The following is an 18091-nucleotide window of genomic DNA, read 5'->3' on the forward strand; positions in this document are numbered from 1 at the left end:
GCACCTCACTCCGGAAGGACCCCGTTGACCCTCTTCGCGCCCGCTCCCCGCCGCCGCTCCCGCACCAGGACCGTCGGGTGGGCGTTCGTCGTCGGGGCCGTCGTGCTGGCGATCATCGCGAGCGTGCTCCCGAGCCCGTACGTCATCGAGCTGCCCGGCCCGGTCTTCAACACGATCGGGACCCAGCGGCAGGGGACCGGCAAGGACGCGAAGGACGTCAAGCTCATCCAGGTCGACGGGCACCAGACGTACCCGACCGCCGGCGCGCTCGACATGCTCACGGTGAGCGTCGAGGGCACGGCCACGCAGCGCCCCGCCTGGACGAGCGTCATCCGGGCCCTGTTCACGAAGTCCCAGGCCGTCGTCCCCGCGTCGGCGATCTACCCCCCTGGGACCACGACCGAGCAGGTGAACAAGCAGGACGCCGCCGACATGTCGAACTCGCAGCAGTCCGCCGTCGCGGCCGCACTCATCCAGCAGGGCTTCGCGATCCCGACGACGCTCGAGGTCGGCACCGTGCAGGACGGCTCCGCCGCCGACGGCACGATCCGGAAGGGCGACGTCATCACCGCGTTCGACGGCACGTCGCTCACGACGAACGCCGACGCGACCACCCTCCGGGAAGCGGTGGCGAAGCACGGGACGTCCAGCCCCGCGACGGTCACGATCACCCGCGACGGCGCGTCGAAGGACGTGACGGTCACCCCGCGCGACGAGAGCGGCACCGCGCTGCTCGGTGTCGGTGTGGTCGAGCACTACGACTTCCCGTTCGACGTGTCGATCAAGCTCCAGGACGTCGGCGGGCCGTCGGCCGGCATGATGTTCGCCCTCGGGATCATCGACGAGATCACGCCGGGCAAGCTCAACGGCGGCAAGCACGTCGCCGGCACCGGCACGATCACCGCCGACGGCGAGGTCGGTCCGATCGGCGGCATCCGCCAGAAGCTCTACGGCGCGAAGGACGCGGGCGCGACCGTCTTCCTCGCACCGGCGGACAACTGCGACGAGGTCGTCGGACACGTCCCCGACGGACTCGACGTCTACTCCGTGAAGACGCTGGACCAGGCGGTCACCGACCTCGACACCATCGCGAGCGGGAAGAGCACGGCCGGTCTGGCGACCTGCGGGTCCTGACCGCGGCCCTGAGCCCGGCCACGTCAGCAACGCGCGTCGCGTGGCGGGGTCTGCCGTGCCTCCAGGCCGGGCCGGGAGGCTCGTGGCGCCTTCCTGAGATCGGGTTTCCTGAAATCGGGCTTCCTGAGATCGGGTACAGGTTCGCTGTCGGTCCCGTCCCATAGGATCGGTGCACTGACGGCCCGGTGCGCCGGGCCTGCCGGTCCGACACGTCTGGAGCACAATCACGTGACGACAACCTCGTCCAACTCGTCCACCGCGGGACGGCGTTCGCCGCGTGTCCCGATCGTGGTCACGATCATCGTGCTCGCAGCACTGGTGATCGCCTTCTTCATCTTCGCGAGCCTGTACACGGACTACGCATGGTTCGCCCAGCTGGGCTTCCAGAACGTGCTGACCACCAGGTGGCTCGCCGGCGGGCTGATGTTCGTCGCCGGCTTCCTCGGCATGGCCGTGCCGGTGTACGTCAGCATCCTGCTCGCGTTCCGGTTCCGGCCGGTCTACGCGAAGCTCGGCTCGCAGCTCGACCGCTACCAGCAGGTCATCGAACCGCTCCGCCGCGTCGTGATGATCGGCATCCCGGTGGTCCTCGGCGTCTTCGCCGGGCTCGCCACCGCGCCGCGCTGGAGCATGGTCCTCGAGTACTTCAACCGGACGCCGTTCGGCAAGACCGACCCGCAGTTCGGCCTGGACATCGCCTTCTACGTCTTCGAGCTGCCGTTCTGGCGCTCCGTCGTGGCGTACTCGTCCGCCGTCGTGCTCATCGCCGGCCTGGCCGCGCTCGCCGCCAGCTACCTGTACGGCGCGATGCGTTTCGGCGGGCGAGAGGTCCGCATCTCCCGCGCCGCCCGCGTGCAGCTCGCGATCACCGCAGCGGTCTACATCGCGCTGCAGGCCCTCAGCCTGTGGTTCGACCAGTACGCGGCGCTGACCAAGGACAACTCGCTCATCACCGGTGCGCAGTACACCGAGGTGAACGCCACGATCCCGGGTCGCGAGATCATGGCGGGCATCGCGGCGATCGTCGCGATCCTGTTCATCGTCACGGCGATCATCGGCCGCTGGCGGATCTCGATCGTCGGCACCGGGCTGCTGCTCGTGTCGGCGATCGTCATCGGCGGCATCTACCCGTGGATCGTGCAGCGCCTGCAGGTCGCACCGAGCGAGCGTTCGTTCGAGTCGGCGTACATCCAGCGGAACATCGACGCCACCCGTGACGCGTACGGCGTCTCCGGGGTCAAGGAGTCGAACTACGACGCCACGACCGAGACGGCCACCGGTGCCCTCGCCGAGGACGCGCAGACGACCACGAACATCCGGCTCATCGACCCGAAGATCGTCTCGGACACGTTCAGTCAGCTCCAGCAGTCCCGGCAGTACTACCAGTTCCCGGACGAGCTCGACGTCGACCGCTACAACATCAAGGGCCAGACCGAGGACACCGTCATCGCGGTCCGCGACATCGACCTCGACGGACTGAGCAGCGCGGCGAACACGCAGTACAACCGTACGTTCGTGTACACGCACGGGTTCGGTGTGACCGCGGCGTACGGCAACCAGCGCGCGAGCGACGGCAAGCCGGTGTTCCTCGAGTCGGGCATCCCGTCCACCGGGGCACTGGGGGACTACCAGCAGCGCGTGTACTTCGGTGAGACCTCGCCGCCGTACTCCATCGTCGGCGCACCGAAGGGCTCGAAGAACGTCGAGCTCGACTACCCGTCCGGCTCGGACAGCGCCGACGACAACGGCGGCAACGCGACCACCACGTACCAGGGCAACGGCGGGCCGAGCATCGGCAACTTCTTCAACCGGCTCGTCTACGCGGCGAAGTTCCAGTCGGAGCAGATCCTGCTGTCGAACGCGGTCAACAAGGACTCGCAGATCCTCTACGACCGTGACCCGATCAAGCGCGTCCAGAAGGTCGCGCCGTACCTGACGACCGACACCGACGCCTACCCCGCGATCGTCGACCACCGCCTGCAGTGGATCGTCGACGGCTACACCACCTCGGACGCGTACCCGTACTCGCAGAGCCAGAGCCTGTCCGACAGCATCGCCGGCACCGAGTCGTCGACTTTCCGGACCGATCAGGTCAACTACATCCGGAACTCGGTGAAGGCCACGGTCGACGCGTACACGGGCAAGGTCACGCTGTACGCGTGGGACACCAAGGACCCGGTGCTGAAGACCTGGCAGAAGATCTTCCCGACGTCGATGAAGCCGGTGTCGAGCATGAGCGCCGAGCTCCTCGACCACGTGCGGTACCCGACCGACCTGTTCAAGGTGCAGCGCTCGATCCTCGGGACCTACCACGTCACCAACGCGAACTCGTTCTACTCGGGTGACGACGCCTGGACGACCCCGTCCGACCCGACGACCGGGTCGAGCGACAGCGACACCAGCAGTGACACGAGCACGACGACCACGACGACCGGCCTCGGGACGCAGACGACGGCGACCAGGGCGGATCTGCAGGACCCGTACTACCTCACGATGAAGGTGCCGGGGCAGGGGACCGCCTACTCGCTGTACACGACGTACATCCCGCAGCAGACCGGCTCCAACGCCCGGAACGTGCTGACCGGCTACCTCGCCGTCGACTCCGATGCGGGCGGTGCCGGCAAGGGCAAACGGGCCTCGGGGTACGGCAAGCTGACGCTGTTGACGATCCCCAAGACCGACAACATCCCGGGGCCGCTGCAGGTGCAGAACCTCTTCAACTCGGACACCACGGTGTCGCAGGAGCTGAACATCCTGAAGCGCGGGAACAGCACCGTGAAGCAGGGCAACCTGCTGACGCTCCCGGTGGGCGGCGGATTCCTCTACGTCCAGCCGGTGTACGTGCAGTCGACGTCGAGCGGTTCCTACCCGCTGTTGCAGAAGGTCCTCGTGGCCTTCGGCGACAAGATCGCGTTCGAGGACACCCTCGACGAGGCGCTCAACCAGCTCTTCGGCGGTGACTCGGGCGCTGCCGCGGGTGACCAGGGCGCCGCAAGCGGCTCCGGTTCGTCGAGCGGGTCGGACAACGGCTCGGACAACGGGTCCTCGGACTCGGGGTCGAGCTCGGGATCCGGGTCGACGGGCGGCAGCGGATCGACGTCGACGAACCCGGCCGTACAGCAGGCCCTCGACGACGCGAACGCCGCACTGCAGGACCGCCAGCAGGCCTACGCGGACAACGACCTCGTTGCCGCTGCGGAGGCGGACAAGCGCCTGCAGGAGGCGATCCAGGCGGCCATCGACGCCGAGGCGAGCAGCAGCTCCGGCAACTGACGACACGGGCGGGGCACTCGATTTGGTGCCCCGCCCGTTGCCGTGTAGGCTGTTCAACGTGCCGCGGGGTGGAGCAGTTCGGTAGCTCGCTGGGCTCATAACCCAGAGGTCGTAGGTTCAAATCCTGCCCCCGCAACCAACGCGACACAAGAAGCCCCGGTCCTTTCGGACCGGGGCTTCTTCGTGTGCCCGGCGCGCGCTTTCTCGACGGTCGCGGGCCGTGAAGCCGCACCGCGACGGACGGGAGGCCCGGTGCGGGCCTGCACCGGGCCTCCCGTCCGTCAGCGGTCGCGGATCAGCCCGCGCGCTTGCCGCGCACCCCGTGACCGAGCGCGTCGATGCGGGCGAGCTCGTCCTCCGTGAAGGTGATCTCGGCTGCTGCGACGTTCTCCGCGACCCGTCCGGGGTTCCGCGATCCCGGGATCGGCACGATGTCCTCCCGCTGCGCGAGGATCCACGCGAGGGCCAGCTGTGACAGCGAGATCCCCTTCGCGTCGGCCAGTTCGGTCAGGCCCGCGACGACGGCGGTGTTCGCCTCGTAGTGGCCGGGGGTCCACCAGTCGAGGAACTGCCGGATGTCGTCCTGGGCGTAGCTGCTCCGTGGTCCGACCGAGCCGCTGAGGAACCCGCGGGCGAGGGGTGAGTACGCGACGAGGCCGATCCCGAGTTCGTCGACGACGGGGAAGAGGTCCTCCGACTCCCGCGAGAAGATCGAGTACTCCGTCTGCAACACCGAGATCGGGTGGACGGCGTTCGCACGGCGGATGCTCTCCGCGTCGGTGTTCGAGAGGCCGAGGTACCGCACCTTGCCGGCCTGGACGTACTCCTGCATGACGCCGACGACGTCCTCGATCGGCACGGCGGGGTCGTGGACGTGCTGGTAGAGCAGGTCGATCGAGTCCGTGCCGAGGTTCACGAGGCTGGCGTCCACGACCTCGCGGATGTGGTCGGGCTGCGAGTTCGGCGCGAAGGTCTCCGGCGTGAAGCCGAACTTCGTCGCGATGGTGACCTCGTCGCGGATCGGGGCGAGGGCCGTGCCGAGCAGCCGCTCACCGGTGCCCCACCCGTAGAGCTCCGCGGTGTCGAAGTGTGTGACGCCGAGCTCGTGCGCGCGCCGGATCGCGGCGATCGACTCCGTGTCGTCGCCGGGGCCGTAGGCGAACGTCGTGCCCATGGCCCCGTAGCCGACGGCGCCGACGACGAGACCCTGCTGATCGAGGGTGCGGTGTTCCATGTGCTGTCCTTCCGGGACATGATGAGTGGTGGTGCATGGCACTGTACGCCATGTTTGGCAGAGTCTGCCAAGCGCGGCGGAATCTGCCGACTTGCTAGGATCGACGGATGAGCGACACGAGCACCGACCGGCGCCCGGGCCTGCGGGACATCACCCGCGACGCCGTCCGGGCGCGCATCGCCGCCGTCGCCATCGCCCGGTTCGACGCCGACGGGTTCGACCGCGTGACCGTCGAGCAGGTCGCCGCAGAGGCCGGGATCTCCACACGGAGCTTCCACCGGTACTTCCCCGCGAAGGAGGACGCGGTGATCGGCGAGCCCGCGCGGCACCGCGAGGCACTGGCTGCGGCGTTCGGTTCCCGTCCGGCCGACGAACCGGTGTGGACCGCCCTGCGGGAGGCGTTCGTCGAGATGGTCGGACGCGGTGGGGACGATCGTGAGACCGACCGTCGCTCCATCCGTGTCATGACGAGTGCCCCGTCGCTCCGCGCCCGCAACCTCGAGAAGCACCAGGCGTGGGCAGAGGTGCTGGTGCCGCTCGTCGTGGACCGTCTCGGCGGGCACGACGTGGACCTCCGCGCGCGGACGATCGTGCAGGCGGCGCTGGGGTGCTTCGACGTCGCGATCACCGCGTGGGCGACCGGGCCCGAGCGGGACGTGAGCGGCCTCCTGCGTCGGTCGTTCGACGTGCTCGACGTCCGCTGACCGGAGCCGGTTAGCCTGGCATCGTGACTACCCTGACGATCGCAGCAGCACAGTTCGCCCCGGTCGACGACCCGACGGCGAACCTCGAGACGGTCCGTGCGGCGGCGGTCGACGCCGCGGCCCGCGGAGCCGACCTGCTCGTCACGCCCGAGTACACCTCGTACTTCACCGCCGAGATCGACGACCGGTTCGTCGCCGCAGCGCAGCCGCTCGACGGCCCGTTCGTGCAGGGCCTGCAGCAGGTCGCCCGCGAGACCGGCGTGGCCGTCGTCGTCGGGGTCGCGGAGCGCTCGGACCGGGTCGACCGGTTCCGGAACACGCTCGTCGCGATCGGCGCGGACGGCGCGGTGCTGCAGACCTACCGGAAGGTCCACCTCTACGACGCGTTCGGCTCCCGGGAGTCCGATCGGATCGAGCCCGGTGACCCCGCGCAGTTGCCGGTGTTCGAGGTCGCCGGCGTGCGCATCGGTCTGGAGACCTGTTACGACCTGCGGTTCCCCGAGGTGACGCGGCGGCTGGCGGTGGCCCCGGTCGACGTCGTCCTGCTGCCGGCGGAGTGGGTCCGCGGTCCCGGCAAGGAACACCACTGGCGCACGCTGCTGACCGCCCGCGCGATCGAGAACACGGTCTGGGTCGTCGGCGTCGGACAGGCTCCGCCGGTCGGGATCGGTGGCTCGGTCGTGCTCGATCCCTCCGGTGTCGCCACGGCGGCGCTCGGTGCCACACCCGGTCTGCTCGTGGCGACGATCGACACCGCCGTCACGGACGAGGTCAGGCGGGTCAACCCCTCGCTGGCGTTGCGCCGGTACGACGTGACGGCTCGCTGAAGCCCGCGAGCCGTTCGGCCGCGTCCTCGAGCACGCCGCGCCGCTTGCAGAACGCGAACCGCACGAGCGACCGGTAGCCGGCCGCGCGGTCGGGCCGCACGAACGCGGACACCGGGACGCCGACGACCCCGGCGAGTGCCGGGAGCTCCATGCAGAAGGCACGGGCGTCGTCGTACCCGAGCGGTGCGGTGTCCGCGATGACGAAGTACCCGCCGTCCGGGCGCATCACGTCGAAGCCGGCGGCCGTGAGCCCGGATGCGAGCACGCCGTGCTTCGCCGAGAGGTCAGCGGCGATCCCGGCGAAGACCGCGTCCGGCAGCCGGAGTCCGGCGGCGACCGCGGGTTGGAACGGGGCGCCGTTGACGAACGTCAGGAACTGCTTGACCGACGTGATCGCGTCGACGAGTGCCGGGGGAGCCGTGAGCCAGCCGATCTTCCAGCCCGTGGTGCTGAAGGTCTTCCCAGCGCTGGAGATCGTCACGGTGCGGTCCCGGGCGCCGTCGAGCGTCGCGATCGGGACGTGCGGGACGTCGAACGTCAGGTGCTCGTAGACCTCGTCCGTGACGATGACGGCGTCGTACCGCTCGGCGAGTTCGACGATCGTCTGCAGCACCTCGGTCGGGAGCACCCGTCCGGTCGGGTTGTGCGGCGTGTTCACCAGGACAGCCCTGGTCCGGTCGGAGAACGCGGCACGGAGCGTGTCCTCGTCCGGCAGGAAGTCCGGTGCGGTCAGGGGGACCGTGACGTGCGTGCCCCCGGCGAGCCCGATGAGCGCCCCGTACGCGTCGTAGAACGGCTCGAAGGTGATCACCTCGTCCCCGGGCTCGACCAGGGCGAGGAGCGTCGCGGCCAGTGCCTCCGTCGCCCCGGCGGTGACCAGGACCGCTCGGTCGGGGTCAACGTCGAGTCCGTACCAGCGCTGCTGGTGCTCGGCGATCGCCTGCCGGAGGTCCGGAGTCCCACGGCCCGGCGGGTACTGGTTGACGCCGTCGCGGATCGCCCGGACCGCGGCGTCGAGCACCTCGGCCGGACCGTCCTCGTCCGGGAACCCCTGCCCGAGGTTGATCGCTCCGGTGCTGGCGGCGAGGGCGCTCATCTCGGCGAAGACCGTCGGCGCCGGTGTGCCGTCCGGGCCGAGGAGCATGGCGCCCTCCGCTGCTCGCAACCATGGTCCTGAGTGCCGCATGGGGTTCCCTTCGACGCGCTGTGCCGCTGAACGGACCCCAACCTACTGCGTCCCCGAGGACCGCCCCGGGATCCTGCCCACAGCTGACGCATAAGATCGCCATAGGGCACTCGCAGCCCTGTCAGGATGACCGCCCAGGTGCGTGCGACAGACTGCACGAGCTTGAAAGGAGCACGTCCAGCATGACCGACACCACGCCCAACGGGCACGGCGACGACGACCGTCAGGACGACACGACCCCAGGGGTCGGCGCCGACGACGTCGCGCAGCAGGCGGGCGACGCTGGAGCGTCGACGCCGAGCGAAGCAGAGACCAGCGCGCACCGCGACGCGGACCACACCGAAGTGATCGAACCGGCCTCGACGGTGAGCGAGACGGAGCAGTTCCCCGCCTCGGAGCACCCGACGAGCCAGTACACCGCGCCGTACCCGACGACCCAGGACACCCAGCAGACGCCGGGTGGCTACGGGCAGGACCACTCGGCGTACGCGGCGCCCACGTCCCGGCAGTCGGACGGTGAGACCGGCCAGCAGCCGACGGCGGCGTACGGCGAGCAGGCTCCGTACGGTCAGCAGGCACCGTACGGCCAGGAGGCGCAGTACGGCCAGGAGGCGCAGTACGGCCAGGCAGGTCAGTACGGCCAGACGAGCCAGTACGGCCAGACGAGCCAGTACGGCCAGAACGCTCAGGATGGTCAGTACGGCCAGACAGGCCAGTACGGCCAGACAGGCCAGTACGGCCAGACGAGCCAGAACGCCCAGGATGGTCAGTACGGCCAGACGGGCCAGTACGGCCAGACGAGTCAGTACGGCCAGAACAGCCAGTACGGGCAGGCCGGTCAGTACGGCCAGCAGCCGCGGTACGGCGAGTACGCGCAGCAGGGCTCCGCGCAGGCGCCGACGTCCGCCTACGGCCAGCCGGCGGCGAACACCTCGGCTCCCGCGCCGACCTCGAGCTCCTTCGGCGACACCGACGGCGCGGAGCAGCGCACGAACGGCTACTACTTCGGCGGCGCTGCCGGCGGTGCAGCAGCGGCCGGTACCGACACCACCACGAAGCGGAAGTCGGGCCGTTCCAAGCTCGTCCTGCCGGTCGTCGGCGGCCTCATCGTCGGCGCGCTCGTCGGCGGTGCAGCCGGTGGCGGCTGGGTCGCAGCGACGTCGAACGGCGGCAGCACCACCTCCAGCTCGTCGAGCTCGAACGGCGGCGGCAACCTCACCGTCAACGACTACAACTCCGCGACGGTCGTCACCGCCGTGGCCGCGCAGGCGACGCCCTCCGTCGTGACGATCAACGTGTCGTCCTCGAGCGAGGCCGGCACCGGCTCGGGCGTCGTCCTCAGCAAGGACGGCTACATCGTCACGAACACCCACGTGGTGACCCTCGACGGCGACAGCTCCAGCGGGACCATCCAGGTGACGACGTCGGACGGCAAGATCTACCCCGGCAAGCTCATCGGCACCGACCCGACGGTCGACCTCGCGGTGATCAAGATCGACGCGAGCGGCCTCAAGCCGATGTCGTTCGCGGACTCGTCGAAGCTCAACGTGGGTGACACCGCGGTCGCGATCGGTGCGCCGCTCGGCCTGTCGAACACCGTCACGGACGGCATCGTCTCGACGCTGAACCGCAGCATCCAGGTGACTTCGAGCGACCCGAACGCCGGCGGCGACTCCAACGAGGGCCAGGGCAACAACGGCAGCGGCCCGTTCGACTTCTGGGGCAACGGCGACAACGGATCGAGCTCCGGGGCGAGCACCACGGTGTCCCTCCCGGTCATCCAGACCGACGCGTCGATCAACCCCGGGAACTCCGGCGGGGCGCTGCTCGACTCGAAGGGCAAGCTCATCGGGATCAACGTCGCGATCGCCAGCGCGGGCAGCACGGACTCGTCGAGCTCGCAGTCCGGCAGCATCGGCGTCGGGTTCTCGATCCCGTCGAACCTCGTGAAGCGCGTCGCGAACGAGATCATCGACAACGGATCGGCGACCCACGGGCTCCTCGGCGCGACCGTCGGTGACGCGAACGAGGACGCCAAGGCGACCCAGATGGGCGGACTCATCAAGTCCGTCTCGTCCGGTGGCGCCGCAGCAGCCGCCGGCCTGCAGAAGGGCGACGTCGTCACGAAGATCGGTGATGCGACCATCTCGGACGCGACCGACCTCACCGCGCAGGTTCGCTACTTCGCGGGTGGCGCGAAGACGACTATCACCTACGTCCGCAACGGGGAGACCCGCACGGCGGACGTGACGCTCGGGACCTACGACAGCAAGAGCTGACGCAGGAACGGACGGACGGGAGGCGCGGTGCCAGCTGGCACCGCGCCTCCCGTCCGTCCGTGGTCCGGCCACCGCTCGGCGCGCGTCGCGGGGGCGCGGAACGTCCGCATCCGGTCGAGCGGGCGAAATACCGGGGTGGTGCGCCCGGCGGGCCCGGGTATTTCGCCCGTTCGGTGTGTGCGCGGTCCGCGTTCGGTCGAGCGGGCGAAATACCGGGGTAGGGAGCGGGGTGGGCCCGGGTATTTCGCCCGCTCGGCGCCGGGGTGGTCCGCAGGTGCGCTGGTTGGGCAGTTGATAGGCTTCAGGTCGCTCACCGCCAGGACCCCGAGGAACGCATGCAGACAGACGGACAGCCCCTGCCGGGCGTCTCGTACGTGATGCCCGTCCTCAACGAGGTCACCGAGGTCCGTGCAGCCGTCGCGAGCCTCCTCGATCAGGACTACGAGGGGCCGTTCGAGGTCGTCCTGGCCCTCGGCCCGTCGATCGACGGCACGAACGAGCTCGTCGCCGAGATGAGCGCAGCCGACCCCCGGATCCGTGCGGTCGAGAACGCCGTCGGCTCCACCCCGGCCGGGCTGAACGTCGCCATCCGCGCCTCGGAGCACCCGATCGTCGTCCGGGTCGACGCGCACTCGGTCCTGCCCCGCGACTACACGCGGATCGCCGTGCGCACGCTGCAGGAGTCCGGCGCGGACAACGTCGGCGGCATCATGCGCGCCGAGGGACGGACGCCGTTCGAGAAGGCGGTCGCACTCGCCTACGGCAGCCGCGTCGGTCTCGGCGGGACCCCGCACCACGTCGGCGGCCAGGCGGGTCCGGCCGAGACCGCCTACCTCGGTGTCTTCAAGCGCGACCGGCTGTTCGCGGTGGGGCTCTTCGACGAGGGCATCAAGCGCGGGCAGGACTGGGAGCTCAACCGACGGTTGCGCACCACCGGGGGGACCGTCTGGTTCACGCCGGAGCTCGTCGTGACCTACCGTCCGCGGCCGAGCCTCAAGCGCCTGATCCGCCAGTTCGTCGCGACCGGGCTCTGGCGAGGCGAACTCGCACGCCGATTCCCGGCGGGCAACGGCATCCGCTACTTCGTGCCGCCGGCCATGGTCGCCGGCCTCGGGCTCGGCATCGTCGCCGGGATCGTCGGCATCATCGGCGCTGCGGTGCACAGCGGCGCCGCATGGGCACTGCTCGGGTTCGTCGTCCCCGCGGTCTACCTGCTGTTCGTCGTCGTGGGTGCCCTCGTGGTCGCACGACGCTCCGACGCGGCCACCCGGGCATGGCTGCTCGTCGTGCTGCCGTGCATCCACATCGGCTGGGGGGTCGGGTTCATCGTCGGGTTCCTGACGCGGACCTCCGAGCTGACGACCCACACCGGACGGTGACCCCATGACCGACCACCAGCCCGCCGAGCACGGCTACGCGCACCCGACCTCGATCACGGAACTGCGCGCGGTCGCCCAGCCGGACGAGGTCCGGTCGCGTGCGAACGCCGAGCACTGGACCGCCTCGCTGTACCTGCGTGACGTCTCGCCGTACCTGACCTGGGTGCTCCTCAAGACCCGGATCAGCGCGAACCAGGTCACCGGTCTGATGATCCTGGTCGGGTGGTCGGTCGCGGCCGCCCTGCTCATCCCCGGGATCTGGGGCGCAGCACTCGCGCTCGTACTCGGTCAGCTGCAGATGCTCGTCGACTGCTCGGACGGCGAGGTCGCACGGTGGCGCGGGACACGCTCGCCCGCCGGGGTGTTCCTCGACAAGGTCGGGCACTACACGACCGAGGGACTCATCCCGATCGCGCTCGGCGTCCGCGCTGCCACGTGGCCGATCCACGGCGCCGACTGGATGTGGACGACGATCGGCTGCGCGCTCGGGCTGGTCATCGTGCTCAACAAGGCGCTCAACGACATGGTGCACGTGGCCCGTGCCAACTCCGGGCTCGAGAAGCTCGTCGACCGCCGGGACGCCTCGACCGCTCCGTCCGGGCGTCGTCTCGCGTCGCTCCGCCGGGTCGCACGGTTCCTGCCGTTCCACCGGCTGTACCACTCGGTCGAGCTCTCGATGCTGGCGTTCGTGTTCGCGCTCATCGGTCTGGCCGTCGGGCACCCGCTCGTCGACCGGATCCTCGTTGGTGCGCTCCTGCCGCTCGCCGTCATCGCGACGTTCGGGCACTTCGTCGCGATCATCTCGTCGAAGCGGGTGCGCGCGTGACGCCCGGCACACTCCGACGCCACGCGGTGGCGCACCGCGAACGGCCGCGGGTCGCGGTGGTCAGCCTGTCGCAGGGCACCAGACCGGACGACCTGCGCCGTGGGCTGGAGAGCGTGCTCGCCCAGCAGGGGGTGGAGCTCGACGTCGTCTGCGTCGGCAACGGTTGGGAGCCGAACGGTCTTCCGGAGGGCGTCCGCGCGCTGGCGCTCCCCGAGAACGTCGGCATCCCGGCCGGACGCAACGCCGGTGCCGAGGTCGTCGACGGCGACTACGTGTTCTTCCTCGACGACGATGCGTCCATCCCCTCCGAGACCTTCCTGCGCGATGCGATCGGCCTGTTCGAACGCGACCCGTCGCTCGGCCTCGTGCAACCGCGCGTGGTCGACCCGACCGGGACGGCGAACCCGCGGCGCTGGGTGCCCCGGATCCGGAAGGGTGACCCCGCCGAGTCGTCGCCGGTGTTCTCGGTGTGGGAGGGCGCGGTGATCCTGCCGATGGACGTGTACCGCGTCGTCGGCGGATGGGGAGCGCCGTACTTCTACGCGCACGAGGGCATCGAGCTCGCGTGGCGGGTGTGGGACGCCGGCCGACGGACCTGGTACGCCGGGGACCTGGTCGCGAACCACCCCGCGATCGACCCGGCGCGGCACACCGAGTACTACCGCCTGAACGCCAGGAACCGCGTCTGGCTGGCCCGCCGCAACCTGCCCGCGCCGCTCCGCCCCCTGTACGTCGGGTCGTGGGCGGCGATCCAGGTGGCACGCTGGTGGCGACACCCCGCACGGCTCCGGGTGTGGTTCGGCGGCGTCCGCGAAGGCTGGGCGACCGACTGCGGTCCCGCACGCCCGATGGGATGGCTGACGATCGGCCGGATGACGCTCGCCGGCCGCCCGCCCGTCGTCTGACCCCGCCCGTCGTCTGACCCTGCCCGGCCGACGCGAAGCCCGAGGACCGACGAGACACGACAACCGACTCGACGAGAGAGGCAGCATGCCGATCATCAACGACGCCCGCACGGCCGTCCGACTCGCACGCCGGCTCCTGCGCGCCCGCGGGCACCGGCGGACGCTCGCCCGACGTCTGGCCGCAGAACCGCCGCTGGCGCCGGGGACCATCGAGATCGCGGTGTACTTCGCCGACGGGCCCGTGAACATGTACCAGGTCCGTCAGTGGTACGCCCCGCTCGAGGAGCTGTCGAAGACGCACCCGGTGGCGATCATCTCCCGGAACCCCGGGACGATGCTCACACTGCTCGACGAGGCGCCGGTGACCGCTGTCTACGCCCGACAGGTCGTGGACCTGGAACGCTTCGTCGACGAGCAGGCGCCGAAGGTGGTGCTGTACGTCAACCAGAACGCCCGCAACTTCCAGATGATGCGGTACGGGCGGATGTGGCATGTCTTCGTCAACCACGGCGAGAGCGACAAGATGTACATGACGACGAACCAGTTCAAGGCGTACGACTACGCCCTGATCGCCGGGGACGCCGCCCGTGACCGACTCGCCGAGGCCCTGTGGGACTACGACCTGGACAGCAGGGCGATCGCGATCGGCCGCCCTCAGGCCGACCACCTCGCGGGGAAGCCGCCGTACCCGTCCGACGACCGCACCGTCGTGCTCTACGCCCCGACCTGGGAAGGCGATCGTCCGGCAGCCGCGTACGGGTCGATCGCGAGCCACGGCACGACCATCGCCGATCGTGTGCTCGCATCGCCCCGCCACCGTCTGGTCTACCGACCGCACCCGCGGAGCGGCGTCCTGGACGCCGACTACAAGGCGGCGCACGAGCGGATCATCGCGGCCATCGCCGCCGCGAACACCGCTGACCCGGGCGCGCATCACGTGTACGACGACGGACCGGAGCTGGGCTGGCAGCTCGCGGACGCCGACGTCGCGATCACCGACATCAGCGCGATGATCTACGACCGGCTCGCCGTCGGCAAGCCCCTGATCGTCACGCGGCCCCGTTCCGCGGAAGCCGACGTCGACGAGCGCGGGTACCTGGCAGCGGCGAACTGGTTGACCACGACCGACGCGGAGGACATCGTGGCTCGCGTGGACGCCGCAGCACACGACGAATCGGAGCTCGCGGCCTTGCGGCACTGGGTCGCCCGGTACTTCGGCGACACCTCGCCCGGGACCGCGACCGCTCGGTTCCACGACGCGATCGAGCGGCTCATCGCTCGCTGGCACCGCGTCGCCGAGGAGCACGGCGCGCGCTGACCCGGTCCGGTTCACGGTGCGAGGCCGGGACCGACCAGCGACATCCGCCACAGGTACTCGCTGTGGTCCGGACGACGCCACCGGACGATCACGACGCCGGTCTCTTCCGGGCCGGCGCCGAACACCGCGATCCCGATGCTGCGACCGGGTTCGAGGCGGCGCACGACGAGCGGCGGGCAGTAGCCGGTGCCGAGGTGGGTGAGGCTCAGTCCGTCGACCGGTTCGTCGGACATGTTCGTGAGGTCGTACCGTCGGGGCGCATGCGTGCGGTCGACGACGAACGGGACAGCGTAGGCGGTTGGTGCGGGGTGCATGGGGGTGAGGTTAGGGGGAGGGTCCGACGCTGGGGGCGCCGGAGTGCCCTGTGGGCCCTTGGGTTGTGGAGCGGGGGCGGATCGGCCTGGTTGTTGGGGAGAGGGGGCCGTCGACCGGGCTCAGACGCCGTAGTCGGCGGAGTACTTCGCGAGTGCGTCCTCGATCGGGCCGTCGAGCTGCAGACGACCCTTGTCGAGGTACAGCCCTCGCTTGCAGAAGCGCCGGAGGTCCTTGTCGCTGTGGGACACGAAGAAGAGGGTCCGACCGCCGGCCAGGAGTTCCTCGATCCGCTTGTGGCACTTCTCGCGGAACGCCTTGTCGCCGACCGCCAGGACCTCGTCGACGAGGATCACGGGTTCGTCGAGGCGGGAGATCACCGCGAACGCGATGCGGACCTTCATGCCGCTCGACAGGTGCTTGTACGGGGTGTCGACGAAGTCGCCGATCTCCGCGAAGTCGATGATCTCGTCGAAGCCGTCGCGGATCTCGGCCCGGGACATCCCGTGCAGGCCTGCCGTGAGGTAGACGTTGTCGCGCACGGTCAGGTCACCGACGAACCCGCCGGTGATCTCGATGAGCGGGGCGACCCCGGCGCCGACGTGCACGCGGCCCTCGTCGGGGAGCATCACCTGTGCCACGAGCTTCAGGAGCGTGGACTTGCCCTGGCCGTTCCGCCCGACGACACCGATCGCCTCACCGGGACGGACGTCGAACGAGACGTGGCGGAGCGCCCAGAACTCGTCACCGCGCTTGCGTCGGTTGCTCCCGGCGAAGAGGTCCTTGAAGCTGCGGCTGGCCCGACGGTTCCGCTTGAAACGGATGCCGGCGTCACGGACGGAGATGACCGGCTTCCCGGTCGCAGTCTGGGTCGTGGACTCGGTCGCGGTCATCAGAGCTCCTTGAGGACGCGGTGTTCGCTGCGCCGGAACACGACGAGTCCGACGATGACCACGATCGCGGTGATCACGACGGACGCCAGGACCTCGAACCAGTCGAGCTGTTTCGGGAAGAACGCCGACCGGTAGATGCCGAAGATGCCCGTCAGCGGGTTGATCGCCGCGAGGGGGCGCAGGGCGTCCGGCAGGGCGTTCGTGCCGTAGATGATCGGTGAGGCGTAGAAGGCGAAGCGGAGGACGAGCTTGACGGCACGCTCGAGGTCGCGGAAGAACACCACGAGCGGCGCGACGATGAGCCCCAGGCCGTAGACGAGCGCGCACTGCAGCACGATCGCGAACGGGTAGAGCACGACCTGCCAGTGCACGTGGGCACCGGTCGCGATGACGAAGATCGCGAGCACCGGGATGCTCAGCAGGAACTCGATGCCCTTCGAGGCATCGATCCGCGCGACCCAGATGCTCCGCGGGATGGTCGTCGACCGGATGAGCTTGGCTTCCTTGATGAACGCCCTGGTGGAGTCGGAGACCGCACCGGTGAACCACATCCACGGCAGCAGGGCCGTGAGCAGGAAGACGATGTACGGCTCTTCACCGACGGAACCGCGGTGGAAGACCTGCGTGAAGACGAACCAGTAGATGCCCGACATCACGAGTGGGTCGAGGATCGACCAGACGTACCCGAGCGCGGACGTCGAGTACCGCACGCGGAGGTCGCGCTTGGTGAGCAACCACAGCGCCTGACGATAGCGCCGACCGGCACTGCGCGACGCTGCGGTGGCAGCTGTCACGGGCACGGTCGGCGCACTCGCTGACGTCATGGGGTCCTTCCGGCCGGGATCGCCGAGAGGAGGCTGGCGGCTCAGGCGAACAGGTTGTTCGCGCGCTCGAGGTCCTCGGCGAAGTCGATCTCGACCGCGTAGAGGTCGGAGATGTCGATGGGCGTCCAGCGTAGCCCGTCCTCGCCGATGGCAGCCTCGATGCCGCCCTCGAAGTACTCCTGGTCGTCGACGCGACCGAGGTGGTGGATGAGCGCCTGCTTGTCGGCGGCGGAGACGTAGTTGATGCCGACCGCTTCGCCGAGACCCCCGACGACCTGCTTCGAGAGCTTGTGGATGAAGCCCTCGGCGTCGACGGTGTACTTGACCTCTTCGTCGGACACCTTCTCGGTGTTGACGCTGACGAACGAACGGTCCTGGTCCATCATGTCCGCGGCACGGACGAGAGCGCGGGGGTCGAAGACGACGTCGCCGTTCATCCAGAGGACGCCGCTCTTGCCGGTGGCCTTGAGCGCACGGAGGAGGCTCTTCGAGGTGTTCGTGGAGTCGTACGATTCGTTGTAGACGAAGTTCGCCTCGGGGAAGGCCTCGACGATGTACTCCGACTTGTAGCCGACGACGACCGTGATCCTGGCGCTCGAACCGAAGGCCGCACGGATGTTCTCGAACTGCTGCTGCATGATGGTGCGGCCGTCGCTGAGCTCGGTGAGCGGCTTCGGCAGGCTGCGCCCGAGGCGGCTGCCCATCCCTGCTGCGAGGATGACGATCTGCGTGGTCATGGTGGTCCCTTCCGGTGTCCGCCCGCGCGCCCTGGGGCACGGGCGGGCCTCGTCGAGTCTGCTCGCAGTGCATCCGAGAACGCCGAGAGTCGCCGGCGACCGCATCCTTCGATGTGGCCGGGTGACCCGTCAGGTGTTCGGTCCGAGCAGGTTTCCAAGTGGTGAACACTCCGTCGTGCCCTGGTGAATGATACGGAACGCCCCTCCGTCGGGGTACGTGCTGTGCGTCTTCGTAGTCATTTCGTGACACTGCAGGACGC

General features: G+C 69.6%; 15 protein-coding genes and 1 tRNA gene. 10 read left to right on the forward strand and 6 right to left on the reverse strand.

What is annotated here, in order from left to right; translation table 11 throughout:
* The first annotated feature begins 24 nt into the window (after window positions 1-24).
* From ACIPJ2_RS12660 to ACIPJ2_RS12670, 3 genes are all read left to right on the forward strand, one after another.
* Window positions 25-1134: a PDZ domain-containing protein gene (locus tag ACIPJ2_RS12660; RefSeq protein WP_281267228.1), complete on the forward strand. Its 1110-nt coding sequence runs from the start codon at window positions 25-27 to the stop codon at window positions 1132-1134.
* Window positions 1135-1362: 228 nt separating this feature from the next.
* Complete coding sequence (locus ACIPJ2_RS12665; RefSeq protein ID WP_402729112.1) at window positions 1363-4407, forward strand: UPF0182 family protein; 3045 nt, start codon at window positions 1363-1365, stop codon at window positions 4405-4407.
* A gap of 62 nt (window positions 4408-4469) precedes the next feature.
* Window positions 4470-4546 (forward strand) — tRNA-Met (locus ACIPJ2_RS12670).
* 156 nt (window positions 4547-4702) lie between these two features.
* Here ACIPJ2_RS12670 and ACIPJ2_RS12675 read toward each other — a convergent pair.
* Entirely contained in the window at window positions 4703-5641 is a 939-nt protein-coding gene (locus ACIPJ2_RS12675; RefSeq protein WP_402729113.1) for an aldo/keto reductase, read from the reverse strand.
* Between the two features lie 107 nt (window positions 5642-5748).
* Here ACIPJ2_RS12675 and ACIPJ2_RS12680 point away from each other — a divergent pair, with 107 nt between their 5' ends.
* Complete coding sequence (locus tag ACIPJ2_RS12680) at window positions 5749-6345, forward strand: TetR family transcriptional regulator (RefSeq protein ID WP_402729114.1); 597 nt, start codon at window positions 5749-5751, stop codon at window positions 6343-6345.
* 23 nt (window positions 6346-6368) lie between these two features.
* Complete coding sequence (locus ACIPJ2_RS12685; RefSeq protein WP_402729115.1) at window positions 6369-7172, forward strand: carbon-nitrogen hydrolase family protein; 804 nt, start codon at window positions 6369-6371, stop codon at window positions 7170-7172.
* On the opposite strand, the gene ACIPJ2_RS12690 is transcribed toward ACIPJ2_RS12685, so the two are convergent.
* Window positions 7126-8358: an aminotransferase class I/II-fold pyridoxal phosphate-dependent enzyme gene (locus tag ACIPJ2_RS12690; protein ID WP_402729116.1), complete on the reverse strand. Its 1233-nt coding sequence runs from the start codon at window positions 8356-8358 to the stop codon at window positions 7126-7128. The genes ACIPJ2_RS12685 and ACIPJ2_RS12690 overlap by 47 nt on opposite strands.
* A gap of 182 nt (window positions 8359-8540) precedes the next feature.
* On the opposite strand from ACIPJ2_RS12690, the gene ACIPJ2_RS12695 reads away from it, so the two are divergent.
* From ACIPJ2_RS12695 to ACIPJ2_RS12715, 5 genes are all read left to right on the forward strand, one after another.
* Complete coding sequence (locus tag ACIPJ2_RS12695) at window positions 8541-10637, forward strand: trypsin-like peptidase domain-containing protein (RefSeq protein ID WP_402729117.1); 2097 nt, start codon at window positions 8541-8543, stop codon at window positions 10635-10637.
* A 335-nt stretch (window positions 10638-10972) separates the two neighbouring features.
* Entirely contained in the window at window positions 10973-12016 is a 1044-nt protein-coding gene (locus ACIPJ2_RS12700; protein ID WP_402729118.1) for a glycosyltransferase family 2 protein, read from the forward strand.
* Window positions 12017-12020: 4 nt separating this feature from the next.
* Window positions 12021-12842: a CDP-alcohol phosphatidyltransferase family protein gene (locus tag ACIPJ2_RS12705; protein WP_402729119.1), complete on the forward strand. Its 822-nt coding sequence runs from the start codon at window positions 12021-12023 to the stop codon at window positions 12840-12842.
* Window positions 12839-13747, forward strand: a complete 909-nt coding sequence (locus ACIPJ2_RS12710) for a glycosyltransferase family 2 protein (RefSeq protein ID WP_402729120.1) — start codon at window positions 12839-12841, stop codon at window positions 13745-13747. Before ACIPJ2_RS12705 ends, ACIPJ2_RS12710 begins: the two co-directional genes overlap by 4 nt.
* 85 nt (window positions 13748-13832) lie before the next feature.
* Window positions 13833-15065: a CDP-glycerol glycerophosphotransferase family protein gene (locus tag ACIPJ2_RS12715; protein ID WP_402729121.1), complete on the forward strand. Its 1233-nt coding sequence runs from the start codon at window positions 13833-13835 to the stop codon at window positions 15063-15065.
* Window positions 15066-15076: 11 nt separating this feature from the next.
* Here the strand turns inward: ACIPJ2_RS12715 and ACIPJ2_RS12720 are convergent, their stop codons facing one another.
* From ACIPJ2_RS12720 to ACIPJ2_RS12735, 4 genes are all read right to left on the reverse strand, one after another.
* The gene (locus ACIPJ2_RS12720; protein WP_281267238.1) at window positions 15077-15379 is read right to left on the reverse strand and encodes a hypothetical protein; all 303 of its coding nucleotides are present in this window, start codon (window positions 15377-15379) and stop codon (window positions 15077-15079) included.
* 120 nt (window positions 15380-15499) lie between these two features.
* Window positions 15500-16270 (reverse strand): ABC transporter ATP-binding protein, encoded by a 771-nt coding sequence (locus tag ACIPJ2_RS12725; protein ID WP_402729122.1) that lies wholly within the window; start codon window positions 16268-16270, stop codon window positions 15500-15502.
* Window positions 16270-17094: an ABC transporter permease gene (locus tag ACIPJ2_RS12730; RefSeq protein WP_402729123.1), complete on the reverse strand. Its 825-nt coding sequence runs from the start codon at window positions 17092-17094 to the stop codon at window positions 16270-16272. The genes ACIPJ2_RS12725 and ACIPJ2_RS12730 overlap by 1 nt, the downstream gene beginning before the upstream one ends.
* Window positions 17095-17135: 41 nt before the next feature.
* Window positions 17136-17831: a phosphocholine cytidylyltransferase family protein gene (locus tag ACIPJ2_RS12735; RefSeq protein WP_281267241.1), complete on the reverse strand. Its 696-nt coding sequence runs from the start codon at window positions 17829-17831 to the stop codon at window positions 17136-17138.
* Window positions 17832-18091 lie beyond the last annotated feature (260 nt).

Source organism: Curtobacterium sp. NPDC090217 (assembly GCF_044746705.1).
Lineage (GTDB): Bacteria > Actinomycetota > Actinomycetes > Actinomycetales > Microbacteriaceae > Curtobacterium.